26 protein-coding genes and 1 pseudogene are annotated in these 26,438 nt (G+C 55.2%); 12 read left to right on the top strand and 15 right to left on the bottom strand.

From position 1 onward, the window contains the following. Positions 1 to 7 precede the first annotated feature (7 nt). Complete coding sequence (locus H7A79_RS01815) at positions 8 to 604, top strand: HI_1402-related protein (RefSeq protein WP_187000876.1); 597 nt, start codon at positions 8 to 10, stop codon at positions 602 to 604. Then, positions 605 to 1,090 carry a hypothetical protein gene (locus H7A79_RS01810; protein ID WP_187000356.1) on the top strand — a complete coding sequence of 162 codons (486 nt, stop codon included), beginning with the start codon at positions 605 to 607 and terminating at the stop codon, positions 1,088 to 1,090. Between the two features lie 127 nt (positions 1,091 to 1,217). Here the strand turns inward: H7A79_RS01810 and istB are convergent, their stop codons facing one another. The 3 genes and pseudogenes from istB to istA all read right to left on the bottom strand — a co-directional run bounded on the left by istB (position 1,218) and on the right by istA (position 3,526). Continuing rightward, entirely contained in the window at positions 1,218 to 1,814 is a 597-nt protein-coding gene (istB, locus tag H7A79_RS01805) for an IS21-like element helper ATPase IstB (protein ID WP_246407914.1), read from the bottom strand. Next, entirely contained in the window at positions 1,796 to 1,942 is a 147-nt protein-coding gene (locus tag H7A79_RS01800; protein WP_246407916.1) for a hypothetical protein, read from the bottom strand. Before H7A79_RS01800 ends, istB begins: the two co-directional genes overlap by 19 nt. Further along, a pseudogene (gene istA, locus H7A79_RS01795) lies at positions 1,932 to 3,526 on the bottom strand (IS21 family transposase). The gene H7A79_RS01800 and the pseudogene istA overlap by 11 nt, the downstream one beginning before the upstream one ends. A 62-nt stretch (positions 3,527 to 3,588) precedes the next feature. Between istA and H7A79_RS01790 the strand changes: the two are divergent. The 4 genes from H7A79_RS01790 (at position 3,589) to H7A79_RS01775 (ending at position 5,482) form a co-directional block, all read left to right on the top strand. Continuing rightward, the gene (locus tag H7A79_RS01790; RefSeq protein ID WP_187000875.1) at positions 3,589 to 3,699 is read left to right on the top strand and encodes a Com family DNA-binding transcriptional regulator; all 111 of its coding nucleotides are present in this window, start codon (positions 3,589 to 3,591) and stop codon (positions 3,697 to 3,699) included. A 72-nt stretch (positions 3,700 to 3,771) separates the two neighbouring features. After that, positions 3,772 to 4,119: a DNA cytosine methyltransferase gene (locus tag H7A79_RS01785; RefSeq protein WP_246408024.1), complete on the top strand. Its 348-nt coding sequence runs from the start codon at positions 3,772 to 3,774 to the stop codon at positions 4,117 to 4,119. Then, positions 4,076 to 4,612 carry a DNA cytosine methyltransferase gene (locus H7A79_RS01780; RefSeq protein WP_246408022.1) on the top strand — a complete coding sequence of 179 codons (537 nt, stop codon included), beginning with the start codon at positions 4,076 to 4,078 and terminating at the stop codon, positions 4,610 to 4,612. The genes H7A79_RS01785 and H7A79_RS01780 overlap by 44 nt, the downstream gene beginning before the upstream one ends. Positions 4,613 to 4,762: 150 nt before the next feature. Then, complete coding sequence (locus tag H7A79_RS01775; RefSeq protein WP_246408020.1) at positions 4,763 to 5,482, top strand: DNA adenine methylase; 720 nt, start codon at positions 4,763 to 4,765, stop codon at positions 5,480 to 5,482. A 95-nt stretch (positions 5,483 to 5,577) separates the two neighbouring features. Here H7A79_RS01775 and H7A79_RS01770 read toward each other — a convergent pair whose 3' ends face one another. The 8 genes from H7A79_RS01770 to ilvE all read right to left on the bottom strand — a co-directional run bounded on the left by H7A79_RS01770 (position 5,578) and on the right by ilvE (position 14,655). Further along, positions 5,578 to 5,841 carry a hypothetical protein gene (locus H7A79_RS01770; protein ID WP_135037661.1) on the bottom strand — a complete coding sequence of 88 codons (264 nt, stop codon included), beginning with the start codon at positions 5,839 to 5,841 and terminating at the stop codon, positions 5,578 to 5,580. Positions 5,842 to 5,897: 56 nt separating this feature from the next. Further along, positions 5,898 to 6,218, bottom strand: a complete 321-nt coding sequence (locus H7A79_RS01765; RefSeq protein ID WP_187000874.1) for a hypothetical protein — start codon at positions 6,216 to 6,218, stop codon at positions 5,898 to 5,900. Between the two features lie 620 nt (positions 6,219 to 6,838). Next, positions 6,839 to 7,489 carry an IS1595 family transposase gene (locus H7A79_RS01760; RefSeq protein ID WP_186999880.1) on the bottom strand — a complete coding sequence of 217 codons (651 nt, stop codon included), beginning with the start codon at positions 7,487 to 7,489 and terminating at the stop codon, positions 6,839 to 6,841. Positions 7,490 to 7,581: 92 nt separating this feature from the next. After that, positions 7,582 to 7,878: a class I ribonucleotide reductase maintenance protein YfaE gene (gene yfaE / locus H7A79_RS01755; RefSeq protein WP_135036144.1), complete on the bottom strand. Its 297-nt coding sequence runs from the start codon at positions 7,876 to 7,878 to the stop codon at positions 7,582 to 7,584. Between the two features lie 140 nt (positions 7,879 to 8,018). Further along, entirely contained in the window at positions 8,019 to 9,152 is a 1,134-nt protein-coding gene (gene nrdB, locus H7A79_RS01750; protein ID WP_135036194.1) for a class Ia ribonucleoside-diphosphate reductase subunit beta, read from the bottom strand. A gap of 132 nt (positions 9,153 to 9,284) precedes the next feature. Further along, entirely contained in the window at positions 9,285 to 11,564 is a 2,280-nt protein-coding gene (gene nrdA / locus H7A79_RS01745) for a class 1a ribonucleoside-diphosphate reductase subunit alpha (protein ID WP_135036147.1), read from the bottom strand. Positions 11,565 to 12,051: 487 nt separating this feature from the next. Further along, positions 12,052 to 13,542, bottom strand: a complete 1,491-nt coding sequence (cls, locus tag H7A79_RS01740) for a cardiolipin synthase (protein WP_187000873.1) — start codon at positions 13,540 to 13,542, stop codon at positions 12,052 to 12,054. Positions 13,543 to 13,656: 114 nt separating this feature from the next. Next, positions 13,657 to 14,655: a branched-chain-amino-acid transaminase gene (ilvE, locus tag H7A79_RS01735; RefSeq protein ID WP_135036196.1), complete on the bottom strand. Its 999-nt coding sequence runs from the start codon at positions 14,653 to 14,655 to the stop codon at positions 13,657 to 13,659. A gap of 124 nt (positions 14,656 to 14,779) precedes the next feature. Between ilvE and H7A79_RS01730 the strand changes: the two genes are divergently transcribed. Then, the gene (locus H7A79_RS01730; protein WP_281384954.1) at positions 14,780 to 14,914 is read left to right on the top strand and encodes a hypothetical protein; all 135 of its coding nucleotides are present in this window, start codon (positions 14,780 to 14,782) and stop codon (positions 14,912 to 14,914) included. Between the two features lie 6 nt (positions 14,915 to 14,920). Here the strand turns inward: H7A79_RS01730 and alaS are convergent, their stop codons facing one another. Then, positions 14,921 to 17,821 (bottom strand): alanine--tRNA ligase, encoded by a 2,901-nt coding sequence (alaS, locus tag H7A79_RS01725; RefSeq protein WP_187000872.1) that lies wholly within the window; start codon positions 17,819 to 17,821, stop codon positions 14,921 to 14,923. A 530-nt stretch (positions 17,822 to 18,351) separates the two neighbouring features. Here alaS and H7A79_RS01720 point away from each other — a divergent pair. Further along, the gene (locus tag H7A79_RS01720; protein WP_187000871.1) at positions 18,352 to 19,194 is read left to right on the top strand and encodes a 23S rRNA (adenine(2030)-N(6))-methyltransferase RlmJ; all 843 of its coding nucleotides are present in this window, start codon (positions 18,352 to 18,354) and stop codon (positions 19,192 to 19,194) included. 211 nt (positions 19,195 to 19,405) lie between these two features. Continuing rightward, positions 19,406 to 20,788, top strand: coding sequence for a phosphomannomutase/phosphoglucomutase (locus tag H7A79_RS01715; RefSeq protein ID WP_187000870.1), 1,383 nt, complete (start codon positions 19,406 to 19,408; stop codon positions 20,786 to 20,788). Between the two features lie 25 nt (positions 20,789 to 20,813). Here the strand turns inward: H7A79_RS01715 and H7A79_RS01710 are convergent, their stop codons facing one another. Both H7A79_RS01710 and H7A79_RS01705 read right to left on the bottom strand, forming a co-directional pair. Then, positions 20,814 to 20,975, bottom strand: coding sequence for a hypothetical protein (locus H7A79_RS01710; protein ID WP_187000869.1), 162 nt, complete (start codon positions 20,973 to 20,975; stop codon positions 20,814 to 20,816). 103 nt (positions 20,976 to 21,078) lie between these two features. Next, positions 21,079 to 21,903 carry a ferritin-like domain-containing protein gene (locus tag H7A79_RS01705; protein WP_187000868.1) on the bottom strand — a complete coding sequence of 275 codons (825 nt, stop codon included), beginning with the start codon at positions 21,901 to 21,903 and terminating at the stop codon, positions 21,079 to 21,081. A gap of 364 nt (positions 21,904 to 22,267) precedes the next feature. On the opposite strand from H7A79_RS01705, the gene lolA reads away from it, so the two are divergent. The 3 genes from lolA to H7A79_RS01690 all read left to right on the top strand — a co-directional run bounded on the left by lolA (position 22,268) and on the right by H7A79_RS01690 (position 25,645). Beyond that, positions 22,268 to 22,885, top strand: coding sequence for an outer membrane lipoprotein periplasmic chaperone LolA (gene lolA, locus H7A79_RS01700; RefSeq protein ID WP_187000867.1), 618 nt, complete (start codon positions 22,268 to 22,270; stop codon positions 22,883 to 22,885). A 234-nt stretch (positions 22,886 to 23,119) separates the two neighbouring features. After that, positions 23,120 to 25,102 (top strand): DNA mismatch repair endonuclease MutL, encoded by a 1,983-nt coding sequence (mutL, locus tag H7A79_RS01695; protein ID WP_187000866.1) that lies wholly within the window; start codon positions 23,120 to 23,122, stop codon positions 25,100 to 25,102. 249 nt (positions 25,103 to 25,351) lie between these two features. Then, on the top strand, positions 25,352 to 25,645 hold the full coding sequence (locus tag H7A79_RS01690) for a hypothetical protein (RefSeq protein WP_187000865.1): 294 nt from the start codon (positions 25,352 to 25,354) through the stop codon (positions 25,643 to 25,645). Between the two features lie 43 nt (positions 25,646 to 25,688). Here H7A79_RS01690 and H7A79_RS01685 read toward each other — a convergent pair whose 3' ends face one another. Continuing rightward, positions 25,689 to 26,438 carry an ABC transporter permease gene (locus tag H7A79_RS01685; protein ID WP_187000864.1) on the bottom strand — a complete coding sequence of 250 codons (750 nt, stop codon included), beginning with the start codon at positions 26,436 to 26,438 and terminating at the stop codon, positions 25,689 to 25,691.

Here is a 26,438-nt window from a genome sequence, read left to right as displayed (position 1 = left end):
TTTTGTTATGTATCTGATTTTCAACACATACGGCCATTGCGAAATGGCCGCCCATGAAGCCCCCGCCCTTTCGGGCGACCAATATTGCCTGGAAGCGGATTTTGACGATGCCCGCCCGTTTGCCTGGTCAAACGGTGAGACGGTATGGTTTAGCGACACCCCGCCGCCCGGCCACCTGCACCAATTACACAACGGCAAGTGGGTGTTGCCGGATGATGCGGCCGCGCAGCAACTCAGGGCAGCCAAATCCGCCAAGCTGCAACAGCTCAACGCCGCCGCCCAAGACTATATCGACGCGGCCGCCGAAACCGACAAGCTGCCCGCGTTTGAGGTGCAGACGTGGCCGCTGCAGGCTGTTGAGGTCAAAGTATGGGCGGCAGACAACGCCGCGCCCACGCCCGTTTTAGACGGCATCGCCGCCGCACGCGGCGTGCCGGTTGAGCAGCTTAGGGCCGCCGCGCTGCGCAAAACGCTGGCCTATGAGGCACTCACCGCCAGCATCGCCGGGCAGCGGCAGGCGCTGCAAGCCAAGATTGAGGCGGCCAAGACGACCGCCGCGCTGGATAAGATTGTGATTGCGTTTACTGCGCCGGAGGCCATCTGAATGGCTAAGGCTTATCTTGCCCTTTACAAGGGCAAAGCAGACATCAAGCGCCCGCGCGACATAATCAAACGCATAGCCGATGCCGCCGTGCGGCGGGCTACCAAAAGCCGGTACAGCCATTGCGAGATTGCGGTACAGGATAACCAGCGCGCAGGGGTTTTTTCTTGCTATTCCAGTTCTGCCCGCGACGGCGGCGTGCGCAAAAAAGTAATGGCATTGCCACCGGAGCGATGGGATTTAATCGAGCTGCCGCCGGAGGCGGCCGAAAAGGCAGCACGGTTTTACCGCATAACAGATGGCTGCCGATACGACTTTTTCGGCGTGTTGGCCTTTGTGTTGCCGTTTATCAAACAAGGCCCGGGCAGCTGGTTTTGCAGCGAATGGTGCGCCCGCGCGTTGGACTACCCGCGGCCGTGCAGACACAGCCCTGAATCCTTGTATGCTACAGTATCGACAAGGCCGTCTGAAAAGAAAGGAGGGATTTAAAATTTGATTTGAGAGGCGGCGACGCAACGAATACCCTAGCAAGCAAGCGTTGCGCCAGTCAGAAAAGCATTGACTGTCAATTCCATTCCAAAACTGAGCCACAGTTGTGGTCTAAAATTGAGCCACCCTATGAGCGGTGTTTCATCCGGTAAGAATCATTGCCCGTCTCAAAAATATCGCAGCAATAAGTCAGGCGGTCCAGTAAAGCACCCGTCATCTTTTTATCCATAAACAGCTTCACCCATTCACTAAAAGCCAAATTGGTCGTCATGACAACACTCGTCCTTTCATGCAGTTGGCTCATCAGATGAAACAGCAACGAACCGCCTTTCTGACTAAACGGCAGATACCCCAACTCATCAAGAATCAACAAATCGTACCGACATTGCTGTTCGGTTAGTTTCAGACGGCCTTCGTCTTTGTCTGCTTCCAATTTGTTGACCAAGTCCGGTACATTCCAAAAACGTACCCTGAATCCTTGTGTCGCCGCTTCGATACCCAGTGCTGTGGCAATATGCGTTTTGCCCGTACCCGGTCCGCCTACCAACACCACATTACGCTTCTGTCTGATATAGTCCCCGCCCAAAAGCAGTTCCAAGGCCGGACGGTGTATCAAACTCTGCTCAAAATCGAAGTCGGCCAAGCTGCGCTGTTGCGCAAACCTTGCCCGGCTGATCCGGTTTTGGGTGCTTCTTGCGGTTTTGGCTATATGTTCGGCAGCCAAAACGGCTCCGGAATATCCGGCGTACCCCGTTTGCGGCGGATGCCGTCCATTACGATTTCATCCCATTGCTCTGCCATCGCACCGAGTTTCAATTCTTTCAGCAATCCGACCAGACGTTCATGCTGCATGATGCTTCTCCTTCATCGTATCCGTTTGTTTGCCCGACAGACTCAGTAAGCGGTCATAACGGCTGCAATCAACTGACGGCGGGACGGTAAGCGGGATGTCCCTAATATGGAAACGGGGTGGCGGCGGTTCTTTCAGACGGTTGATGATGTTCAAGACCGCCTCCGGAGTCGGCATACCTTCATCCAATGCCAATTCCGCTGCAGTCAATGCCAAGTCGGCATCGTATTCGGCCATCAGGTTCAGCAGTTTGACCATCACTCGGTCTCCTTTGGGCTGCTTAAGCAAACAGGCTTTCAGACGCTCTATGACGGGTGGTAGTACCCAGCCGGTGAAAGCCCTGCCGTCTCTTAACGCGCCGGGTTTCTTTTGCAGATAGGGCAAAAAGTGCCAAGGGTTATAGCTGGTGCCGTCTTTCACAAAGCTGCGCGGATGTTCGGCAATGCAGTCGGTATCGCTACAAAAGCGGACGGTCTGTGCGCCGATATAAACCCTAACCGTATTGCCCGCCCATCTGACCGGTACGCTGTAACGGTGGCGTTCGACGGTAACCAAAGATTGGTTGCTGACTTTGAGTATCTCCAAACGTTCTGCCGGATAGGGACGGAAAGCAGCCAACGAATGCTTCTCCCTTTCCCATATGTCGTTAACCGGCTGCCTATATTCGGGATGTTTGTGCTGCCTCATCAGCCGCAGGCATTGCTGTTGCAGGTAGTCGTTGAGAGAGGTAAAGGAATCAAAAGCCAAAGTCGGTTTAAACAATCTTTCGCGCAGGTGGCGTATCTGCCGCTCGACCTGGCCTTTTTCCCAGCCGGAAGCAGGGGTGCAGGCAACCGGTTCAATGAGAAAATGGGTCATCATCTGTAAAAACTGCGCGTTAAATTCTCTCTCCTTGCCTTTGCCGATGCGGGTAACGGCGGTCTTCATATTGTCGTAGATACCGCGGGCAGGTACGCCGCCGAAGAAAGCGAATGCGCGGTTGTGTGCATCCATCAACATATCGGCTTTCTGATTGGGATAAGCACAAACGAAAAAAGCCCTGCTGTGGCATAAGCGGAAATGGGCGATATTCACCTTGACGGTCTGTCCGGCCAAACAAACGGTTTCGATACTCCAGTCAAACTGACAAGCATCACCCGGGGCAAAAGCCTGAGCCATAAAGACTTGAGTCGGTTTGGGTTGGTGCTGTTGGCGGAATTTGCGGATAAATACGGCAACGGCACTGTACTGTCCGGCATAACCGGCATCTTTGAGGCGTTCGAAATGCCGGCGTGCGAAAAGGTGTTGCTGTTTGGGCAGTTGGGCTTCTTGGTGCAGCTGTCGTGCCAACACTTCGAGAAAAGGGCCGAGTTTGGGGTAATAGGTTTGTTCTCTGCGGTAGACGGGGGGACTACGGTAGTTCGCGCAAGTCCTGAACTTGTTCGGGCGTTTGCTCTCTACGGTAGACGGGGGGCTACGGTGGGGTGCTGCAGATATTTGGCTACTGTATTGCGGGAGAGATTCAGTTGTTTGGCGATTTCACGTTGGGAGAGTTTTTGCCGGTGAAAAAGCCGGTGTACTTTTGCGATGGTTTCCATGCATAACATCCAGGTTAGGCTCCGCTGTGTGATAAAGCGGGGCAGTTTATAACAAACGGAGTAAATGCGATATGGAATACCGCGAATTACGTTGCAAAATCTGCCATAAATTGTTGGCAAAAGGTTGCGGCCAAGTAGAAATCAAATGCCGCCATTGCAAAACCATCAACACATTTAACTGATTATTTCACAGAGTGCTCAGAGCGCCGTATTTTCAGACTAGAGCATCGCCGAATGCCGTACGAAAGGAAAATATGGATGCAAAAGCACCGTCAAAACCCACCGTCGGCAGCCTGTTTGCCGGCATCGGCGGCTTCGATCTCAGATTCGAGCAGGCAGGATTCACAACCGACTGGCAGGTCGAGATTGCCGACGTGCCACGCGCCGTGCTCGCCGACCGATTCCCGCACGCCAAACAATTCACCGATGTCCGTACCTGCCTGCCCGAGTTGTGGCGCACTGACGTCATCATCGGCGGATTTCCCTGCCAAGACGTATCCACCGCAGGAAAAAGGCGCGGGCCTTGCCGGAGAGCGCACGGGCCTGTTTTTCGACGCAATGCGCATCGTTTCCGCCCTCAAGCCCCGCCGGCTGGTGCTTGAAAACGTCACGGGGCTGCTCAATAGCAACAGTGGCCAAGACTTTCAAACAGTTGTCCAGTCCCTTGCCCAATGCGGGTATTTGGGATACCGGCGCGTGCTCGATGCTCGCTATTTCGGAGTCCCCACGAAACGCCGCCGCGTATTCCTGGTGCCGGATTGGGAGAAATGCCCCCCATTGAGTTTATGGCTGACGCCGGACCAGCTGACCGACCGGCCGGCAAGGCGGCAGCAGATAGCCCCTGGGCGGACGCACACCCAACTTTACTTGCAGGCTTCCCCGGCGGGACGAATATCGACATCTCGGGTAGCAACATCTGCACTGTTGCCGACGGACGGGGTGCGATGGTTGAGCGGGGGCGAACGGTTGCAGATAATGGGCTTTGCAAAGGACTGGATGCGGCCGACTTTGCAGAAGCTCGGGCTGCCGGAAACGCCGTTGTGCCGCAAATCGCATGTTGGATCGCTGAAAAACTCATCACCACATTCTGATTGACCGATAAGGCAGAGCGCCGCGAGCGCCTGCTGTCTATGACCCATTACACCAAAGCCCTCTTGCCCTTTGTCGGGCAGAAACGCAACTTTGTCAAAGCCTTTCAGACGGCCTTGAACCCTATCCCCCGCCGACGGTGCGGGCTGGACTATCGTGGACGCATTCGGCGGCAGCGTCCTGCCGGCGCATGTTGCCAAACACACCAAACCCGCCGCCCGCGTTGTCTATAACGACTTTGACGGCTACACCGAACGTTTGCGCCATATCCCCGACACCAACCGCCTGCGGCAGACACTCGCCGCCGTATTGGCCGATTATCCCCGCGATAAACATTTGGACAAACCGACCCAGTCCCGGGTTGTCGCCGCTATTCGGAATTTCAACGGCTACAAAGACCTAAACTGCCTGCGTTCGTGGCTGCTGCTCAGCAGCAATCAGGCCGGCACCATGGCCGAGTTTTTCGACAAGCATATGTATAACGGCATCCGCCGCAGCGATTATCCCGATGCGCAAGATTACTTAAGGGGACTAGAGATTGTTTCCCAACCGTTTCAAACCCTGGTGCCGCAGTATATCGACAAGCCGCGAACTCTGCTGGTACTCGACCCGCCGTATGTATCGACCATGCAGGGCATGTATGCCAACAAGCACTACTTCGGCATGGTTCGGTTTCTTCAGCTTATGCGCTTGGTACGCCCGCCTTTCGTGTTCTTCAGCAGCACACGCAGCGAGCTTATGGATTATCTGGATTTTTTAGAGCAATACCGGCCCATCGAATGGACGGTGTTTGATGGGGTAACTTCAGTTAAATTGATAACCGAGATAGCCAAAAAGGTGGGGTATGAGGATAATATGATTTTTAAGTTTGATTAACGTGCCTCGCTGGTATGGTGCCAAAGTTCTGACTGATAGTTGCGGTTGGCTTGGTGTCAAAGATGCCCCGAAAAGGTGCCAAAGTTCGCGCCGCTTTATACTGTCGGTTCTGCATCTGGTTTATCGGTTTTGCTCCGTTTAAGAACAGTAGCGCCGAAGTCACCCGAACCAAGATGTCTGCAAAACCCACTCATTGCATCTCCTGTATCAAAAAGCAAGGGGCTGCAGAACCAGTCAAACACCACATCAAAGCAACCATTGGGCACACAGCCTGCCGATCCGGCGCGATAAACAATGCCGAATACAAAAATACCCTGCAAAAGCAGGGCACGGTTTGGTTTGTTGCCAATTGGATACAAGCAGCGTTGATGCTTCGATACACTGTCTTGCTTTATCTATACCAACGTTTCCGCTGTTATTTTTTCACCTGCTGAAACAGCCAGTCGCGTGCGGATTCGAGCAGGTAGGAGTAGTCGAACGAATACATATGCTCGCCAGCTTTGCTGTTGGCATCCGCGCCGGCCGGAAGGGTGGTGCCTTTGGTAAAGATGATGAAGTTGTGCGGATTGCCTTGTTTCAGCAGGGCATCAACGGCAGCGTTCTGTTCGGCTTGCGGGACGTTGGCGGCGAATTCGGTTTGCGCGAAGGTGATGTTTTTCTGCTTGAACATGGCTGCCAGCTCTGCCATGCCTTTGGAGGCTTTGAGATCGCCTGCCGGCACGGTGATTGTTTTCAAGCGGATTCGCCATATCGGGAAATGCATCAAAACGTGCCGTATTATAAGCACTTAAAATCACCGGCTACCGTCTGATTAACATAAAATTACGCCATCCCCGTTTAAAACGGCAGCTTTTTTACTTCGGTTTACCGAACGGAGTGCATCAACCACGGCCGTCTGAAAGCGCGTGGCCGGCGGCATGAATGAAATGAAACGCGGGGCAGTTGTCGACAGCCCCTCCCCTCTCTGTTCAGAATTCGGCCGGCCGCATATTTCCAACAAGCCAGCCGGAAGTCTTTGAAAAATATCTTCATGCTGTCTGAAAGGCAGAAATACCGTTATGCCCAAACGGGAATACAGATGAAAATATTGAAGTATGGATTAAGCCAACGGCTGTGGAATGCCAAGCGTTTAGATTCCTGCACAGGCGGGAATAACGGCAAATAAACTTCTTGTGATGTTTTTTGGATTGGGCAAAAGCTTCAGCCGTGGATTGTTTGGTATGCCAGCAATAACGGAGCGGATTGCATTTCAACCGATGCAGTACAGCAGGGCTCAACACGGCAAAATGGGTAATACGCTATCCGCTTCAACTTTAATCCGCCACAATAAAATAATTTTGGGGCTGTCCTAGATAACTAGAACAAATCCTGCTTTACTAATTGTTTTAAAATAGAAATTTGAAATTTTATCTCACTGTTGTTAAAACGCCATTCACACTCTTTCAAATACAGTTCAAAATGCTCTTTGGGAATGCCGTTAAACTTGCGTAAATGGCGTTTTGCTTGGTTCCAAAAGTTCTCAATTCCGTTAATGTGATTTTGTCGCTCAGCAAAATGTGTGCTGTGATTGATCCGAAAATGTGAAAATTCGCTCACATCAAGAACGTCATAACTTTTGTAACAATCGGTATAAACAATGCTATCAGGCTTCACTTGCTCGCGGATAATTGGCAATAAAGTCGCAGTTTGTGTATTGGGTACGGCAACGGTGTAAACCTTACCATTACGCTTCAAAAGCCCGAATACAGCCACTTTGCCAGCCGCACCGCGACCACGTTTGCCTTTGCGTTGTCCGCCAAAATAGCTTTCATCAACTTCTACTTCACCATCAAGCATTTCCAGATGCGGGCTGTTGTGATAGATAAGTAAGCGCAAACGGTGGAAGTAATAGGCAGCGGTATTTTTATTGACGCTAACTAATTGCGCCGCTGTGCGGGCGGTAACACCTGCAACAAATAGTTCAATCAGTTTGTTTTGCTTGTACTGACTTAAACGACTTTTTCTCATAGGGATTATTCTAACCTGAAGTTAAATTTCCCTAGTTATCTAGTACAGCCCCATAATTTTTATAAAAACAATATTGAGATACCGGCTTGCAGCTATTCTTCAAACAAATCCACGTCAAACAAATCCGGCTCCTGCACACGCATACCGCAATCTACTTCCACCGCCTCGGTAACACGGCAACAGCACGGCAAAATTTCACCCGGCGCAATAAACGCCAGCGGAAAGTTATCATACTCCACCCTGCCCGATACGATTTTCATACGGCATGAGCCGCAATAGCCGCTGCGGCATTGATATTCGATTTCATGGCCGGTGCGCTCCAGCCCTTCCAACAGGGTTTCCTCCTGCCGAAGCTCGAAAACCTTATCGCGCGTGGTGATGAAAACCATAAAAGAAATTCCGCTTGTGCGGCCTGTTTGCCGCATTGTTTTCAGACGGCCAATCAAGAAACCGGCAAAAATTTCAAGCCGTCTGAACATCTGCGGCACAATCCGCAATTTTCAGACGGCCTTGTTTGCCATAATAAATATTAAAGCTCGAAATCGCCCAAATCCTCGGCATTCACTTCGGCATCGATTTGCCCGATCAGATAAGACGAAATTTCCACTTCCTGCGGCGCCACCTGCACATTGTCAGACGACAGCCACGCATTAATCCACGGAATCGGGTTTTGCGAAGCGTTTTCAAATGCCGGCTTCAAACCCACCGCCTGCATACGGAGGTTGGTAATATAATCAACGTATTGGCTGAGAATTTCTTTATTCAGGCCGATCATCGAGCCGTCTTTAAACAGGTATTGGGCCCATTCTTTTTCTTGCAGGGCTGCTTTTTTAAACAGCTCGAAACATTCCTGCTCCAATTCGGCGGCGATTTCCGCCATCTCGGCATCATCGGCACCGCTGCGCATCAGATTAATCATGTGTTGCGTACCGGTAAGGTGCAGGGCTTCATCGCGCGCAATCAGTTTGATGATTTTGGCGTTGCCCTCCATCAGCTCGCGTTCGGCAAAGGCAAACGAGCAGGCAAACGATACATAAAACCGAATGGCCTCCAGCACGTTTACACACATCAGACATAAATACAACTTCTTCTTCAACTCGCGCAGGCTCACGCGCACGGTTTTGCCGTTGACCCTGTGTTCGCCCTCCCCTAAGAGGTTGTAATATTGGGTATATTCAATCAAATCATCGTAGTAGCAGGCTATGTCTTCGGCACGGGCGATGATATAGGCGTTATCGACAATATCGTCAAACACGATAGAGGGGTCGTTGACGATATTGCGGATAATGTGGGTGTAGCTGCGCGAGTGGATGGTCTCGGAAAAACTCCAGGTTTCAATCCAGGTTTCCAACTCGGGAATCGACACCAACGGCAGCATTGCCACATTGGGGCTTCTGCCCTGAATCGAATCGAGCAGGGTTTGGTATTTCAAATTGCTGATAAAGATGTGTTTTTCATGATCCGGCAGGTTTTGGTAATCGATGCGGTCACGCGACACATCGATTTCTTCCGGCCGCCAGAAAAACGACAATTGTTTCTCAATCAGTTTTTCAAAAATTTCGTATTTCTGTTGGTCGTAACGTGCCACATTCACCGGCTGGCCGAAAAACATCGGCTCGGTTAAGGCGTTGTTTTTTTCTTTGCTGAAGGTGCTGTATTGCATGACCAAGTGTTCGCAAGACATGGCAGAACTCTCTTTAAGGTTTTAAATTTACAGAAGATTGTTTCGGGTTTTCAGACGGCCTTAAGGCCGTCTGAAAATATTAGGCCGGCAATGTTGATTTCTTAACACACATCAAATCTTACACGCCCCGCCTGCGCAGCCATCGTCCTGCAAATCGGTCTGCGTATCGTCTGCGCCGTCCCGGGTATTGTGGTAATACAGGGTTTTCAGACCGAATTTGTAGGCGGTGAGCAAATCTTTCAGCAGCTGTTTCATCGGCACGCGGCCGCCTTCGAAGCGTTGCGGATCGTAGGCGGTGTTGGCAGAAACGGCCTGATCGACAAATTTCTGCATCACGCCCACCAGTTTCAAATAGCCGTCATTGGAGGGCATCTGCCACAACAGTTCGTATTGGTTTTTCAGCCGCTCGAATTCCGGCACCACCTGTTTCAAAATGCCGTCTTTCGAGGCTTTGACGGAAACCAGCCCGCGCGGCGGCTCGATGCCGTTGGTGGCGTTGGCGATTTGGGAGCTGGTTTCAGACGGCATCAGTGCGGTCAGGGTGGAGTTGCGCAGGCCGTGTTTGACGATGTCGGCGCGCAGGCCTTCCCAATCAAGGTGCAGCGGCTCTTGGCAGACGCTGTCCAAATCTTTTTTATAGGTGTCGATGGGCAGCTTGCCTTGCGCATAGGTGGTTTCGTTAAACGCCGGGCAGGCACCGGATTCTTGGGCAAGTTTCACCGAGGCTTTGAGCAGGTAATACTGAACCGCTTCAAAGGTGCGGTGGGTTAAGGCAATAGCGGAATCATCACTGTATTTCATGCCGTTTTTGGCCAGATAGTAGGCATAGTTGATCACGCCGATGCCGAGGGTGCGGCGGTTCATGGTAGCGTGGCGGGCAGCTTTAACGGGATAATCTTGGTAATCCAGCAGGGCATCGAGCGCGCGCACGGCCAAATCGGCCAGATTTTCGAGCTCGTCCAAACTCTCCAACGCGCCGAGATTGAAAGCCGACAGGGTACACAGGGCAATTTCGCCGTTTTCATCGTTGATGTCGTTTAAGGGTTTGGTCGGCAGCGCGATTTCCAGGCATAAGTTAGACTGGCGCACCGGTGCCGCTTTCGGGTCGAACGGGCTGTGGGTGTTGCAGTGGTCGACATTTTGGATATAAACGCGGCCGGTGCCGGCGCGTTCCTGCATCAGCAGCGAAAACAGCTCGGTGGCGGGCACCACGCGCTTGCGGACGGCGGGGTCTTGCTCGTATTGGATATAGAGCCGCTCGAATTCGTCTTGATCGGCAAAAAAAGCATCATAGAGGCCGGGCACTTCGTGCGGTGAAAACAAGGCGATATCACCACCTTTAATCAGACGGGTGTAGAGCAGGCGGTTAATCTGCACACCGTAATCGAGGTGGCGCACACGGTTGTCTTCCACACCGCGGTTGTTTTTCAACACCAGCAGGCTTTCTACTTCGATGTGCCACAAGGGGTAGAACAAGGTGGCCGCACCGCCGCGCACGCCGCCTTGCGAGCAGGATTTAACGGCCGCCTGAAACATTTTGAAAAACGGAATACAGCCGGTGTGCTGCGCTTCGCCGCCGCGGATTTCGCTGCCCAAGCCGCGGATACGGCCGGCATTGATGCCGATGCCGGCGCGTTGGGAAACGTATTTCACAATTGCGCTGGTGGTGGCATTGATGGAATCGAGGCTGTCGTCGCACTCAATCAACACACAGCTTGAAAACTGGCGCGTGGGTGTACGCACGCCGCTCATAATCGGCGTGGGCAGGGAAATTTTGAAGGTGGAAACGGCATCATAAAAGCGTTTCACATAATCCAGGCGGGTAGCTTTCGGATATTTGGCAAACAGACACATTGCCACCAATACATACAGAAACTGCGGGGTTTCGTAGATTTGGCGGGTAACGCGGTTTTGCACCAAATATTTACCTTCAAGCTGTTTGACCGCGCCGTAAGAGAAAGCCATATCGCGGTTGTGGTCGATATAGGCGTTCAGTTCGTCAAACTCTTTCCGGCTGTAATCGGCCAGCAGATGGCGGTCGTATTTTCCCGCTTCGGCAAGTTTGGCAACATGATCATAAAGGTGCGGCGGCTCGAATCGGCCGTAGGCGATTTTGCGCAGGTGGAAAACCGCCAACCGGGCGGCCAGATACTGGTAATCGGGGGTATCCTGGGAAATCAGGTCGGCGGCGGCCTTGATGATGGTTTCGTGAATGTCGTCTGTGCGGATGCCGTTGTAAAACTGGATATGCGACTTCAGCTCCACCTGTGATACGGAAACATTGTTCAACCCTTCCGCCGCCCAGTTGATCACGCGGTGGATTTTATACAGATCAATCTCTTCCAAACGCCCGTCGCGCTTGGTTACTTTCAGGTTGGTTGGTGCGTTCATCGGCTTATCCTAAAATGGGGCAAAAACACAAGATACGGTAGTATTGCATCAAGAGAAACACAATATACAGTATTTCAAAAAACACTACCAGTCTTGACAAGCCGCCTGTAATGCAGTTCTGCACCCCCCTCTCTGCCGCACACACCGCTAACGTGTCCGTTTGTCGGTTTGTGCTTGAAACCTCTCTGAAAACAGTTTGCCGCTGCAAAACAATATCTTGCCTGCCGATGAGAACAGGGTGTAACCGGCACCCTGCCCTGCGGCAGCCTGCCTCCCCCCCCAAAAAAAAAGCCTGCTTCTCAAATGTCTGAAAAGCCACGGTGGTGCGGTTGGCTTCGCGTGAAGCTTTCTTGTAAATATTGGTTAATTTATATTAAGTTAAAGATTCATGTTGCGCCGGCAAACCAATGGCCCGGCCGTCTGAAAATATAGGTCACGGCTTAAACCGCGCCGGATATTTTCAGACGGCCGGGCCGACACTTCTGCATCACAGCAGCGGGCTCATCAGGCGCACGGTGTTTTCCACCAGCCCCCACCATCTTGCGCGCTGCTGCCATCCCTTCATGCTCACATAACGGCTGTTTTTCAGGTATGTTTGTTGCAAATCAATTACTTGTCCGGTAATGGTTTTGTCGTAAACCGCCAGGCTGATTTCGAGATTCAGAAAGAAGCTGCGCATATCCATATTCACCGTGCCGAAGAGTGTGTAGCCTTCATCGATGGTCATGGTCTTGGCGTGCAGCAGCCCGCCTTCAAACAGAGCGATATTCACACCCGCTTTCAACAGCATGGGGTAATAGGCACGCGAGGCATAACGCACCATCAGCGAATCGACTTTGGCCGGCAGTATCAGGGTAACGTCCACCCCGCGCTTGGCTGCGGTGGTGAGCGCCATCAAAAGCGGATCATCAGGTACAAAATACGGGCTGGTAATCACGATTTTCCGGGTGGCCGAATAAATGGCACTGATGATGGTTTCGTAAATCACCCGTTCTCCCTGGTCGGGAGCAGACGGTATCACTTGGGCGGCAATATTGCCCGCGCGCATTTTATCGGGCAGCATGGCGGGAATGATTTCGCTATAAGTGTCCAAATATTGCTGTACGCCGACCAGATTTTCGTCATTTTCCACCGCTAAATCGGCATAAAACACCGCCGTCATTTCCAGCACCATCGGCCCTGTGCAACGCATCATCACGTCTACCCATTCCCCTACGCCCGAATTTTGCTTGAAAAAGCGCGGATCAACCAAGTTATAGCTGCCGGTGTAGCCGATTTTTTTATCTATAATCAAAATTTTGCGGTGGTTGCGCAAATCACTGCGGGTAAACAGCGTGCGCAAGGGGCCCACCGGGAGCGCGGCGTGTACTTCGACACCGGCGGTGCGCAGTTTTTTTGCCCAGACGCCGTTGAGAAACCTGCGGCTGCCCACCGCATCGGCCAGCACCGCGCAATCTACTCCGCGCCGGGCCGCTTCGATTACGGCATCAAGCAGCATTTCAATCCGGCCCTGGGGGTCAATAATGTAAAACGCCAACAGGCACGATTGTTCGGCGGCGCGGATATCGGCCAGCATGGTATCGACAATTTCGTCAGTGGTCGACAGCAGCGTCATGGCATTGTTGCGGGTTGCGCCCAAGCCGGTGGTATCCGCCGCCACTTTGGCAATACCCCGGTAACGCGGGCGGATTGCGTTGGTAACATCCAGGTCGATATCGGCCAGATACCGCTCGGCAAACTCGCTGTAAAAGCGGTTCATTTCAGCCGTCCGCTTGGCACGCGCCAGCCCCAGGCGCGGCTCGCCCAGCATCAGGTAGGCAACCACGCCGAAAAGCGGAAACAAAAACAGAATAATCAGCCATGCAAAGGCCGTGCCGGTATTGCGCTGTTTGTAAAGCACCCGCACCATGCAGGCCAGTGCTGCGGCGGTGTGCAGATAGAGCAGAATCTGCCCCCAGGGAATTTGGATAGTATTCATTGCATTGTGTTGTGTCGTTGCTAAACGGTTTCAGACGGCCTGAAACCTGTTGCACAGACTAAAAGGCCGTCTGAAAGTTCGGTATTTTTCAGACGGCCTTTTGAAGCGCAAGCCTTATGCCACTTTAACCAACCAGCCGTAACGGTCTTCGGCCGCGCCGTATTGGATATCGGTAACGGCTTTGCGGATGGCCGTGCCGCGCTCTTGGCCGGCCACAGTGATTTCTTTGCCGTCTATCACAAAAGAAGTAACCGGTGAAACCACTGCCGCCGTGCCGGTTAAAATGGCCTCGGCACCGTTTTCCACAGCTTCGTGCAGCTCTTCCACAGTGAAATTGCGTTCGCTGATCCGATAGCCCATATCGCGCGCCACTTTCAATACCGAATCACGGGTTACACCGTGTAAAAATTCATCGGTCAGCGGCTTTGTAACGATTTCACCGCCTTTAATCAGGGCAAAATTCGCCGCCGCGGTTTCCTGCACGTCGCCGTTCGGGCAAAACAAAACTTGATGTACGCCGTATTCTTTGCGCGCTTTGGCCACCCAGGGCAAGGCCGAAGCATAGTTGCCGCCGCATTTCACACGGCCCATATGCGGGGCGCAGCGCATATGCTGCGTTTCCACCAAAATCTTCATCGGCGAACCGGCTTTGAAATAATCCCCAACCGGAGAAGCCAAAATATACAGAACGGCGTTATCCGAACCGACCGCCGCCTTGCCGATCACCGGATCGGTGCCGATTAAGGTCGGGCGCAGATACAGCGAAGCCGGCGCATCGGGGATTTCGTCTGCAGCACGCGCCACCAGCTCGATCAAAGCATCGAGAAAAGCCCCGGTTTGCGGCACGGGCAGCCCCAACAGTTTGGCACTTTGCTGCATACGGGCGATATTCGCATCAGGGCGGAACAGCACGACACCGCCGTTTTGCTGGCGGAAAGCCTTCAGCCCCTCGAAACACTCGCTGCCGTAATGCAGGCAGTGCGCGCCCGGGTGCAGCTGCAGATTATCGGCAGGCTGCCAGCGCACGCTCTGCCAAGCGCCGTTTTCAAAGGCCAATACCGGCATATCTTTATGGAAAACGCTGCCGAATACGGCGGGGACTTCTCTTGCCATGATGGATACTTTCGGGTGGTTGAGGGTTGATTGTGGAAAATATGAAAATACTCTTTGCCCGTCTGCTTGGCAAGCCCTGCCGGCACGATATTGCAGGTGCGTTGCAGCATCAGTTTGGCGCAGTTTGCAGGCAGACACGGCGCAAACCGATGCCGCCCTGCCCCGCCGTACCGCCATGCCCAGTATTGCGCGCCGTGCAGCGTGGGTTCGCCATACCGTACCGGCTGTTTCAGACGGCCGGAGCAGCTTTTTGGATTGATTCCGATCAAGCCAGCCTGCCGCGCACCCAGTTTTCCACACTCTCCAGAGCCGCAGGCAGTTTGTCGGGCTCGCTGCCGCCGGCCTGCGCCAAATCGGGGCGGCCGCCGCCTTTGCCGCCGGTTTGCGCGGCAACAAAATTCACCAGCTCTCCGGCTTTGATTTTTTCGGTCAGCGGTTTGGAAACGGCTGCGCAAAGCGATACTTTGCCGCTGTTTGCGGCGGCAAGCAGCACCACCGCCTTGTCGGATCTGCCGGCCAAATCGGCGGCAATGTCGCGCAGTGCGGCAGCTTCGGCATCGATTTGGGCGGCCACCAGTTTGGCCGCGCCCAAATCGCGGGCGGAATCCAGCAGCTTGGCGCCGGCATAAACGGCCAGTTCGGCTTTGGCTTTGAGCAATTCTTTTTCCAATGCTTTGCCGTGTGCGGCATGGGCTTGGATTTTGGCCAATACGTCTTTTTCGGTTTGCGCTTTCACTTCGGCGATGATGCCGCGAAGCAGCTGCTCCTGGTTCTGCGCCCATTGCAGCGCGCTCAAACCCGTGATGGCTTCGATGCGGCGGATACCGGCGGCAATGCCGCTTTCGCCGGTGATTTTGAAAAAGCCGATGTCGCCGGTGCGCGCCACATGTGTGCCGCCGCACAGTTCGGTCGAATATTTCCCCATCTCCACCACGCGCACGAAATCGCCGTATTTTTCGCCAAACAGCATGATGGCGCCGGTTTTCTGCGCGTCTTCCATGCTCATGGTTTTTACTTCCACCGGCACGTTCTGCATGATGGCATGATTGACCCTGCGCTCCACTTCGGCAATTTCTTCTGCGCTGATGCCTTGCGGGTGGGAAATGTCGAAACGGGTGGATTCTGCATTTTGCAGCGAGCCCTTCTGTTCGACATGGCTGCCGAGCACATCGCGCAAGGCCTGGTGCATCAGGTGGGTAACGCTGTGGTTGCGGGTGATGCGTTCACGCAGGGCGTTGTCGATTTCGGCGGTTACGCTGTCGCCCGTTTTCAGACGGCCTGACACCACGGTACCGAAATGGCCGGTTACGGCGGCTTTGATTTTCTGGGTATCGTCCACTCGGAAGCTTTGGCCGTCTGAAAGCCCTGAAATCAAGCCCGTATCGCCCACTTGGCCGCCGCTTTCGGCATAAAAAGGCGTTTGGTCGAGCACCACGGTGCCGCTTTCGCCTTCACCCAGTTCGTTTACCGCCCTGCCGTCTTGATAAAGCGCGAGAATCCTGGCTTCGGTTTTGCATTGGGTGTAGCCTGTGAATTCGGTGTCTCCACCGCTGTAGGCAAGCTGTGTGCCGGCCTTGAAAGTTTGCGCGGCGCGGGCGCGGGCGCGTTGGGCTTCCATTTCGCGGTTGAAGCCTGCTTCGTCCAACTCGATGCCCAGCTCGCGCGCCATATCGGCGGTGAGGTCGTAGGGGAAACCATAGGTGTCGTAGAGTTTGAACACGTGTTCGCCGGCGAGAATCATCTTGCTGTTGGCAATGTTTTCATTGACATAGCGTTCCAAGGCTTCGGCAAACGGGCGGTTTTCGGGCTGGACTTCGTTTTTTTCGAGCACTTGCGCCAAGCCGAAGCTCTGGCTTTCGTTCAGACGGCCTGCGTCCTGCCTGCGCAGCACTATCGTTTTTTGGCCGGCGTTTTGGCGGGAGGCAGCGGTAAACTCAATGCCCTCTGCGGTTTTCAGCTTCAGCGGCTCCCCCGCGCCCTCGAACGGCAGCAGGCTTTCGAGTTTGAGAAACTGCATACCGCGCCAAACCTGGTTAAACAGCCCCATACCGGTTTCGAGCGTTTGTCCGAAGCGCGTTTCTTCGCCCTGCAGCACTTCCATAATCCGGGTTTGCTTTTCTTTCAATTCGGGGTAGGCTGCACCCATTTCTCTCACCAAATCGGGCACCAGTTTGTAGAAGAAGGGCTGCTTTTGGCCTAGCTTGTAGCCGTGGCGCACGGCACGGCGGATGATGCGGCGCAACACATAACCGCGGCCTTCGTTGCCCGGCATCACACCGTCTGCAATCAGAAACGAACAGGCACGGATATGGTCGGCAATCACTTTCAGGCTGGGTTCTTCCATGCTGAAAGGCGCGCCGGTTTCGCGCGCGGCGGCTTTGAGCAGGTTTTCAAACAAATCGGTTTCGTAATTGCTGTTTACATGCTGCATCACGGCGGCCATGCGCTCCAGGCCCATGCCGGTGTCCACGCTGGGTTTGGGCAGCGGGTTCATATTGCCTTGGGCATCGCGGTTAAACTGCATAAACACGCAGTTCCAGATTTCGATAAAGCGGTCGCCGTCTTCTTCGGGGCTTCCCGGCGGACCGCCCCGGATATGGCTGCCGTGGTCGTAGAAAATTTCGGAGCAGGGGCCGCAGGGGCCGGTGTCGCCCATCTGCCAGAAATTATCGCTGGCATAGCGGCTGCCTTTGTTGTCGCCGATGCGGATGATTTTTTCAGGCGGCAGGCCGATTTCGTTGAGCCAGATATTGTAGGCTTCATCGTCTTCGGCATACACGGTGGCCAGCAGCTTTTCTTGCGGCAGGTTGAGCCATTCGCTCGAGGTGAGGAATTCCCAGGCAAAATGAATGGCATCGCGCTTGAAATAGTCGCCAAACGAAAAATTGCCCATCATTTCAAAAAAGGTGTGGTGGCGGGCGGTGTAACCGACATTTTCCAAATCGTTGTGTTTGCCGCCGGCGCGCACGCATTTCTGCGCGGTGGCGGCGCGGCTGTAGGGGCGTTTGTCGAAGCCGAGAAACACATCTTTAAATTGGTTCATGCCGGCGTTGGTAAACAGCAGCGTCGGGTCGTCGTGCGGCACCAGCGAAGAAGAGGCCACAATCTGATGGCCTTTGCTTTCAAAAAAATTCAAGAATTTGCGGCGGAGTTCTGCGGTTTTCATGGTGGTTTCTGCAATGGGTTAAACGGTTTCAGACGGCCTTGAAACGAAACACCCGGCCGTCTGAAAAAACTGAATCAAAAATCCTGCGTATCTTACCGCAGATTTGCCCCTGCGCCTACTCAAACACACGGCACCGGCCTGCCTCGCCTGTTTCTTGGCGATAGATTTAATCCCGTTGCCGCACCGCCGCACTTTGGCTTTCAGCATATGGTTTGCCGGCCGCTGAAACGGCAACCAAACCGAGGCTCTATATTTGCGCCTGCGACTCCCCCGCTTTCTATAATTGTTGGAGCGGATCAGCCATATCCAAGTTATTTAACCCACCATAGTGAATCCGCCCGTTTTCCACCGGAGCATTGCCGCGCGCCCGCTCGAAAAACAGTTTTGCCAGCCGGGCGGCAGCAGAATCGGTTTCGTGTTATCCGCATTTTCCGCGGCCTGCTGCCTGATACCGAAAATAAACCGGATTCACCATATGGCGGCCGCTTCATTTAAAATCGCGCTTTCCCACTTTTTCAGACGGCCTCTCCATGCTCAGCTACCGCCACGCCTTTCATGCCGGCAACCATGCCGATATGCTCAAGCATTTCACGCTCTTTCTCGTGCTCGAATACTTCAACCGTAAAAACAAACCTTATTGGTATATCGATACCCACAGCGGCGCGGGTCTGTATGACTTGGGCGGCAGCGAAGCGCAGAAAGTGGGCGAACACCAACAGGGCATAGGGCGGCTGCGGCAGGCGCAAAACCTGCCCGCCCTGTTGCAGGCATTTGCAGGCCGTCTGAACAGCATGCTGCCGCAGCCCGGCCTTTATTGCGGCTCGCCGTGGCTGGCTCTTTCGCTCACCCGCCCCGCCGACAAACTGCGCCTGTTTGAGCTGCACCCGGCCGATTTCCAGCATTTGCAGCACAATATGCAAGCCCGCTTGGGCAGGCGCGGCCTGACCTTGCAGGCAGACGGCTATCAGGGGCTGGTTTCCCTGCTGCCGCCCCCTGCCCGCCGCGCCGTGGTGTTAATCGACCCGCCCTATGAAGAAAAACAGGACTACACCCGGGTGGTTAACACGCTGAAAGAATCGCTGAAACGTTTTGCATCAGGGTGTTATCTGGTTTGGTATCCCTGCCTGAGCCGCGAAGAAAGCCGCCGGCTGCCTCAGCAGCTGGGCAAACTCTCGCCCGAAAACCATTTGCAGGCCGAGCTCTATGTGAAAACGCCGCGTGCAGACGGCTTCGGCATGCACGGCAGCGGCATATTCGTTATCAACCCGCCCTATCTGCTGGCGCAACAGTTGCAGCAAACCCTGCCCGCACTCACCGCCCTGCTCGCTCAAGACAGCGGCGCACATTTTGTGCTTGAGCATCAAATCCCGTAAAACACCGCAGCAAATCCGGCGGCCGAAACGGCAGCCCGCCCCAATGCCGCAAAGGCAAAATTCCCGCTGTTTCGAAGCCGCCGGCCTTTTGCTGCCGTTGCAGCTTTAAGCCAGGTCAAAAGCCGTCTGAAAAGCGTTCAGACGGCCTCTATGCACTGTGCTACAATCGTCCGAACCCCTTTTTATCGACAACCACGGCAAAGGAAACACCATGGCAACCATCGCCCGCGACATCTTCAAAGCCTACGACATACGGGGCATTGTCGGCAAAACCCTCACCAACGAAGCTGCCTATCTCATCGGCAAAGCCATTGCCGCCAAAGCAGCCGCGCAAGGCATCACCAAAATCGCGCTCGGCCGCGACGGCCGCCTGAGCGGCCCCGAGCTGATGCAGAACATTGCACGCGGCTTCACCGAAAGCGGCATCGATGTGCTCAACGTGGGCATGGTCGCCACACCTATGCTCTATTTTGCCGCCATCCAAGAGTGCGGCGGCAGCGGCGTAATGATTACCGGCAGCCACAACCCGCCCGACTACAACGGCTTCAAAATGATGCTCGGCGGCGATACGCTGGCCGGCGGAGCCATTCAGGAACTTTTGGAAATCATCGAAAACGATGCTTTCGCGAAGCCGCAAACCGAAGGCCGTATGAGCGGGCTGGATATTTTCCCGCAATATCTCGAAACCATTGCCGGCCACATCAAGCTCAAACGCCCGCTGAAAATCATTGCCGATGCAGGCAACGGCGTGGCCGGCGCATTTGCCGGCACGCTCTACCGCGCACTCGGCTGCGAAGTAACCGAGCTCTTCTGCGAGGTGGACGGCAACTTCCCCAACCACCACCCCGACCCGGCCAAGCCGAAAAACCTGCAAGACGTGATTGACGGGCTGAAAAACAGCGATGCCGAAATCGGCCTGGCTTTCGATGGCGACGGCGACCGCCTGGGCGTGGTTACCAAAGAAGGCAACATCATCTACCCCGACCGCCAGCTGATGCTGTTTGCCCGAGACGTTTTAAGCCGCAACCCGGGCGCAAAAGTGATTTTCGATGTGAAATCCACCCGCCTTTTGGCACCGTGGATACGCGAACACGGCGGTGAGCCGGTTATGGAAAAAACCGGCCACAGCTTTATCAAATCTTCGATGAAGCAAAACGGCGCACTGCTGGCCGGCGAAATGAGCGGCCACACTTTCTTTAAAGAACGCTGGTTCGGCTTCGACGACGGCCTCTATGCGGGCTGCCGCCTGCTGGAAATCTTATCCGCTTCCGACAACCCCTCTGCCGTGCTCGACGCCCTGCCGCAAAGCATTTCCACCCCCGAAATCAACATCGACCTGCCCGAAGGCAGCAACGGCCACCAAGTGATTGAAAAATTGGCAAAAAACGCGAAGTTTGAAGGCGCCGCCGAAATCATCGCCATAGACGGCCTGCGGGTGGAATTTTCAGACGGCTTCGGCCTGATGCGCGCCTCCAACACCACGCCCGTGCTGGTGCTGCGCTTCGAGGCCGACAGCGAAACAGCCATCGGGCGCATTCAAAACCAGTTTAAAGCCGTGATTGAAAGCAACCCCACGCTGCATTGGCCGCTGTAAGCCGGCAACGGGTTTGAAACAACCATCAGGCCGTCTGAAAATAGGGTTCAGACGGCCTGATGGTTTCTGCTGCGCTTTCAACCGCTTGCAAACAGTATTTAAGCGGTTGGGCCGCACTGCCTGCGGCGGCTGCCCGGCTGTTGTATTGAGAAACGGCCGCATTCAGCCATAAACCTGCCTCCGGCATTCGGCTTGCCCGGCCGGCTTTTACCTGATTTCTCAGGGAGCCGTTTAGGTTTTCCCGACCCCTTATGAAAATCTGCCCGGCCGTCTGAAACCGCCGGCTGCCGTTATCTGCTTTTCAACCCGCGCTCGAAATCTTCCAGCATGGCCAACTCAAAACGGCTGAAGCCCGCCTGCCGGCGCGCTTCGATGTTCACATAGCCTCTGAAAACAAACAGATCGTAGCGCGAAACCAGCGCGCGGAACAACGCCGCCGGCTCCAAACCGCGCCCGGCGCACAAATGCTGATACCAACGGTTGCCGATCTTCACATGCCCCACTTCGTCGCGGTAGATAATGTCGAGCGCGGCGCAGGTTTCGGCATCGCCTTTCTGTGCCACTTTGGCGCGGATGGCGGGGGTAACGTCCAACCCCCGCGCCTCCAGCACGCGCGGCACCAGCGCCATGCGCAGCAGCGGATCAAACGCGGTTTTATACGCCATGTCCCACAAATGATTGTGCGCCTCGAAATCGCCGTAATCGAAACCGTGTGCCTGCAAACGCGCACGCATCAACCTGAAATGGCAGGCTTCTTCTTTGGCCACGCGTATCCAGTCGGCGGTAAACGCGGCAGGCAGGCTGCGGAAACGGTAGGCCGCATCGAGCGCCAGATTCACGGCGTTGAATTCGATATGGCAGATGGCGTGCAGCATCGCCGCATAACCTTCGGGCGTGTTCATTTTGCGCGCCCTGACCGCATCGGGCGGCACCAGCTCCGGCCTGGCCGGACGGCCGGCAAAACGGAAATCTTCGGGCGCGTCTGCCGGCGCATTGCTCAGCAGGCCGTCTGAAAAAGCAGCGGATATTTCATCGGTTAAGCGGCATTTTGCTTCAGGGCTGCATTCTTTTAACGCAGACAACAGCACGGGAAAAACAGATGGTGTTGTATTCATGTGATACATTATAACGGTAAACGGGTTTTAAATTCAGGTTAAACACCGGGCCGTTTTGCGCCTGCCCATAAGCATTTAGGTTTTCAGACGGCCTTTACACAGGAACAAGCCGCCCTCTGCTGCACACCAAAGTATTGTGTTTCCCGCCTGAAGGCTTAAGATACGCCCCAACGGCCAACCCGCTCCGTTCCCGTTGCCCCGTTGCCGCGCCGATTCAGAGAAAACGGTTTGCCGGCCGCCGAAACGGCAGCGGAACCGGCTCCGCACTGTCTGTATTGCCTGCGGACTGCCTGTGCCGCAAATAAAGCGTACCCCCGGCCTGCGGAAACCAAATCGAACTCTTTGCCGAAAGGAATATTTCACCATGCAGAAAAAACCACTGTTTGCCACCTTTGCCGCCGTTCTTTGCCTGGGCATCGGCAGCGCACACGCCGGCGCGATCGATGCGCTGAAGAAATTCAATGCCGACACCGACGGCATCAGCGGCAGTTTCACCCAAACCGTCAAAAGCAAAAAGAAAACCCAAACCACCAACGGCACCTTTCAGATTCTGCGCCCCGGCCTGTTTAAATGGCAATACACCAGCCCCTACAAACAAACCATCGTAGGCGACGGCAAAACCATCTGGCTTTATGATGTCGATTTGGCGCAGGTAACCAAATCGCCGCAAGACCAAACCATAGGCGACAGCCCCGCCGCGATTTTATCCAACAAATCCGCGCTCGAGAGCAGCTATTCGCTGAAAGAAGACGGCACCGCCGGCGGCATCGATTATGTGCGCGCCCTGCCCAAGAAAAATAATGCGGGTTATCAATATATCCGCATCGGCTTTCAAGGCGACGCGCTGGCAGCCATGCAGTTGAAAGACAGCTTCGGCAACGAAACCACCATCCGTTTCAACAACGTCGATATGAAACCCAATCTGGTGCGCAGCGCATTTTCCTTCACCCCGCCCAAAGGCGTGGACGTGTTGAGCAATTAAGCGCGGGCAGGTGCCGTTTGGCCGTCTGAATATTTTTCAGACGGCCTTTATAGTCAATCCACTCCATTTTCGACACCCGGCAGGCGGCACAAATAAAATAATTCTGCTGCCGCTTTTGGGCTGCCAAACCGCGCCCCTTGCCGGGCACAGCAATGCCGAAATGGATAGTGAAGCAGATCCACTATATCTATTATAATATAATGGTCGCCGTATCTCTCTTCACGAAAGCCGCCCATGCCCCGCATTGCCGCCCTGCCCGACCATCTCATCAACCAAATCGCCGCCGGCGAAGTGGTGGAACGTCCGGCCAACGCGCTCAAAGAAATCGTTGAAAACAGCATCGATGCCGGCGCCACGGCAATCGAAGTGGAGCTTGCCGGCGGCGGCATACGCCAAATCCGCGTGAGCGACAACGGCAGCGGCATTCCCGCCGACGACATCGCCCTCGCCCTGCACCGCCACGCCACCAGCAAAATCCAAACCCTCAGCGATTTGGAGCGCGTTGCCAGCATGGGTTTCCGCGGCGAAGGCCTCGCCAGCATCGCCTCAGTGAGCCGTCTCACGCTGACCAGCCGCACCGCCGGCAGCGCACACGCCGGCCAAGTGAAAGCCGAAGACGGCAGACTCAGCAGCCCTGCCGCCGCCGCCCACCCTGTCGGCACCACCGTAGAAGTGGCCGAGCTGTTTTTCAACACCCCCGCACGGCGCAAGTTTTTAAAATCGGAAAACACCGAATACGCCCATTGCGCCACCATGCTGGAACGCCTTGCACTGGCACACCCCCACATCGCCTTTTCGCTCCGCCACAACGGCAAAAGCATTTTCAAACTGCCCGCGCAAACCCCGGCAGAGCGCATTGCCGCCATTGCCGGCAAAGATTTTCAGACGGCCTCCATAGAAATCGACAGCGGCGCAGGCGTTATGCGCCTTTACGGCGCCGTTGCCAAACCCACCTTTACCAAAGGCCGTGCCGACAAACAATACTGCTTCGTCAACCGCCGCTTCGTGCGCGACAAAGTGATGATGCACGCCGTGAAACAGGCCTACCGCGATGTACTGCACAACGCCGTTACCCCCGCTTTTGTGCTGTTTCTCGAGCTGCCGCCCGAAGCCGTGGACGCCAACGTGCACCCCGCCAAAACCGAAATCCGCTTCCGCGACAGCCAGGCCGTGCACCGGCTCGTGTTCCACACGCTCGATAAAGCGCTGGCCGCCACCCGCGCCGACACAACCGAAAGCGTTAGCAACGCAGGCAGCATGTTAAGCCCGGCCGCCCAAAGGCCGTCTGAAAAACAGCACGCAAGCCTTCAGGAAACATCCTTCCCCTACAGTTCAAACAAAAACGGCCTGCAAGCCCCGCCGCAACAGCAAACCTTCGGCGGCTTCGGCGGCACAAAATCTGCGCCCGTGCCCTATTCTGCTGCCCGTATGCCTGCGCAGCGCGGCCTGTCGCTGCAGGAAAGCCGCGCCGCACTCGACACCTATGCCGAACTCTACCGCCGCACCGAGGCCGACAGCGAATTAAGCCGGTTTGAGCAGGCGCGTTTCGGCGGCAGCATACCGCCTGCCCGTTCAGACGGCCAACCTGCCCCCGACAGCGGCAGTGGTGAAACGGAATCCGCCGCAAACTGCCCGCCGTTGGGTTTCGCCATCGCCCAACTGTTGGGCATCTATATTCTCGCCCAAGCCGAAGACAGCCTGCTGCTCATCGATATGCACGCCGCCGCCGAGCGCGTGAACTACGAAAAAATGAAAGCCCAGCGCGAGCAGTTCGGCAGCCTGCAAAGCCAGCGCCTGCTGCTGCCCGTAACCTTCGAGGCCTCCCACGAAGAAACCGCCGCCCTGGCCGACCACGGCGAAGCCCTGCGCCCGTTCGGGCTGGAGCTATCCGACATGGGCGGCAACACCATCGCCGTGCGCGCCGTGCCCGCCATGCTCGGCAAAAGCGATGTGGCCGCCCTCGCCCGCGACATGCTGCGCGAAATTGCCCAAGCGGGCAGCAGCCGCGTAGTCGAAGTGCGCGAAAACCAAATCCTCTCCACCATGGCCTGCCACGGCTCCATCCGCGCCGGCCGCCGCCTGACCCTGCCCGAAATGAACGCCCTGCTGCGCGATATGGAAAACACTCCGCGCAGCAACCAATGCAACCACGGCCGCCCCACTTGGGTAAAACTCACGCTGAAAGAATTAGATGCACTGTTTCTGCGCGGGCAGTAAACCGCCATACGGGGCATCACTCGGCCGGTACGGCAAGAAGGCAATAAAATCCCGGCCTGCCCGTTACCGCGAATCTGCTTCATGTGCGGCACAAAGCGGCAGGCAGCAGGCAGTATGAAGCCGGTTTTACCGCCGTGGCAGCGGCCTGCAAAACCGTTCTCCCAAGCCGGAGCGCAAGGCTGCAACGGAAACCAAGCAGATTCACGGCAAACCCTGCTGCTTAAAGCTTGAAAACACCCGCCCGATACCATGCACAGATTCAGCCCGATTATCGCGCAACCTATTAAAAATCATGCATTTTCAGACAGCCTGATAACAATTTGGCCAAAACCCCAAAGGCCGTCTGAAAACGTAATGACCGTGCTTTCAGACGGCCTCGGTTCGGCCGCACGCCTGCTGCCGGGTTTCAACCGTGTTTCCACCAACTGCCCAGCCTGCGTGTGCCGCGTCGGGTGCCCAGCCGATCAGGCCGGCAAATATCCGCAACAGAATGAAATCTATGAAAAATATCCCAAAGGCCGTCTGAAAACATGGTTGCCGTGATTTCAGACGGCCTCGGTTTACCCCCGTGCCTGCGGGCAAAGTTTTAACCATGTTTCCACCAACTGCCCAGCCTGCGTGTGCCGCTGTCGAGCGCCCAGCCAATCAGGCCGATTAACACAATGGCGGCCATCAGCTCCGAATAGGCCAAACGGTCGCGGGTGTCGAGAATAAAATAGCCCAAACCTTCGTTTACGCCCAGCATTTCGCACGGCACCAACACCACCCACACGATGCCGATGGCCAGCCGCAGCCCGTTGAGAATATCGCCCGTTACGGCAGGCAGCATGATTTTAAACAGCATTTCGCCCCCGGTGGCCGAAAGCGAGCGCCCCAGCTCCAGCCATTGTTGGTTGATGTTTTTTACGCCCGATGCGGTGTTGAGGATAATCGGCCACACGGCGGCAAAGGCCAGCAGAAAATAAACCGGTGCATCGCCGATGCCGAACAGCATCACCACCACCGGCATCCACGAAAGCGGCGAAATCATGCGCAGAAACTGGAAAGCAGGGCCGGCAGTCTGCTCGGCTTTGGGCGAGAGCCCCAACGCAAACCCCACCGGCACGCCGATTAACAGCGCGAAAAACAAACCCACAAACACGCGCTGCAAACTTGCCCAGATATGCGGCCACAATTGGCCGTCTGAAAGCAGGATGCCCAAGCTGCCCAACGCAGGCGCGGGCGTGAGCAGATTGGCCAGCGGCATATTCTGCGCCAACAACACGGTGCCGGCCTGCCAAACCGCCAGCAGAGCCAGCAGCCCCAAGCCGCCGGGCAGATAGTTGTTCGACTTCAT

The sequence above is a fragment of the Neisseria musculi genome (assembly GCF_014297595.2).
GTDB lineage: Bacteria > Pseudomonadota > Gammaproteobacteria > Burkholderiales > Neisseriaceae > Neisseria > Neisseria musculi.
This window is presented reverse-complemented; position numbering and strand designations above follow the sequence as displayed.

Bases quoted from the DNA above. Each gene is read 5' to 3' on its own strand.
- mutL (WP_187000866.1), top strand. From the start codon at position 23,120: ATGCCCCGCATTGCCGCCCTGCCCGACCATCTCATCAACCAAATCGCC.
- H7A79_RS01685 (WP_187000864.1), bottom strand. From the start codon at position 26,438: ATGAAGTCGAACAACTATCTGCCCGGCGGCTTGGGGCTGCTGGCTCTG.
- H7A79_RS01760 (WP_186999880.1), bottom strand. From the start codon at position 7,489: ATGAGAAAAAGTCGTTTAAGTCAGTACAAGCAAAACAAACTGATTGAA.
- lolA (WP_187000867.1), top strand. From the start codon at position 22,268: ATGCAGAAAAAACCACTGTTTGCCACCTTTGCCGCCGTTCTTTGCCTG.
- H7A79_RS01785 (WP_246408024.1), top strand. From the start codon at position 3,772: ATGGATGCAAAAGCACCGTCAAAACCCACCGTCGGCAGCCTGTTTGCC.
- H7A79_RS01815 (WP_187000876.1), top strand. From the start codon at position 8: ATGTATCTGATTTTCAACACATACGGCCATTGCGAAATGGCCGCCCAT.
- yfaE (WP_135036144.1), bottom strand. From the start codon at position 7,878: ATGGTTTTCATCACCACGCGCGATAAGGTTTTCGAGCTTCGGCAGGAG.
- H7A79_RS01690 (WP_187000865.1), top strand. From the start codon at position 25,352: ATGCACAGATTCAGCCCGATTATCGCGCAACCTATTAAAAATCATGCA.
- H7A79_RS01790 (WP_187000875.1), top strand. From the start codon at position 3,589: ATGGAATACCGCGAATTACGTTGCAAAATCTGCCATAAATTGTTGGCA.
- alaS (WP_187000872.1), bottom strand. From the start codon at position 17,821: ATGAAAACCGCAGAACTCCGCCGCAAATTCTTGAATTTTTTTGAAAGC.
- cls (WP_187000873.1), bottom strand. From the start codon at position 13,542: ATGAATACTATCCAAATTCCCTGGGGGCAGATTCTGCTCTATCTGCAC.
- H7A79_RS01710 (WP_187000869.1), bottom strand. From the start codon at position 20,975: ATGCCGGAGGCAGGTTTATGGCTGAATGCGGCCGTTTCTCAATACAAC.
- ilvE (WP_135036196.1), bottom strand. From the start codon at position 14,655: ATGGCAAGAGAAGTCCCCGCCGTATTCGGCAGCGTTTTCCATAAAGAT.
- H7A79_RS01780 (WP_246408022.1), top strand. From the start codon at position 4,076: ATGCGCATCGTTTCCGCCCTCAAGCCCCGCCGGCTGGTGCTTGAAAAC.
- H7A79_RS01810 (WP_187000356.1), top strand. From the start codon at position 605: ATGGCTAAGGCTTATCTTGCCCTTTACAAGGGCAAAGCAGACATCAAG.
- nrdB (WP_135036194.1), bottom strand. From the start codon at position 9,152: ATGCAATACAGCACCTTCAGCAAAGAAAAAAACAACGCCTTAACCGAG.
- nrdA (WP_135036147.1), bottom strand. From the start codon at position 11,564: ATGAACGCACCAACCAACCTGAAAGTAACCAAGCGCGACGGGCGTTTG.
- H7A79_RS01720 (WP_187000871.1), top strand. From the start codon at position 18,352: ATGCTCAGCTACCGCCACGCCTTTCATGCCGGCAACCATGCCGATATG.
- H7A79_RS01715 (WP_187000870.1), top strand. From the start codon at position 19,406: ATGGCAACCATCGCCCGCGACATCTTCAAAGCCTACGACATACGGGGC.
- H7A79_RS01705 (WP_187000868.1), bottom strand. From the start codon at position 21,903: ATGAATACAACACCATCTGTTTTTCCCGTGCTGTTGTCTGCGTTAAAA.
- H7A79_RS01800 (WP_246407916.1), bottom strand. From the start codon at position 1,942: ATGCAGCATGAACGTCTGGTCGGATTGCTGAAAGAATTGAAACTCGGT.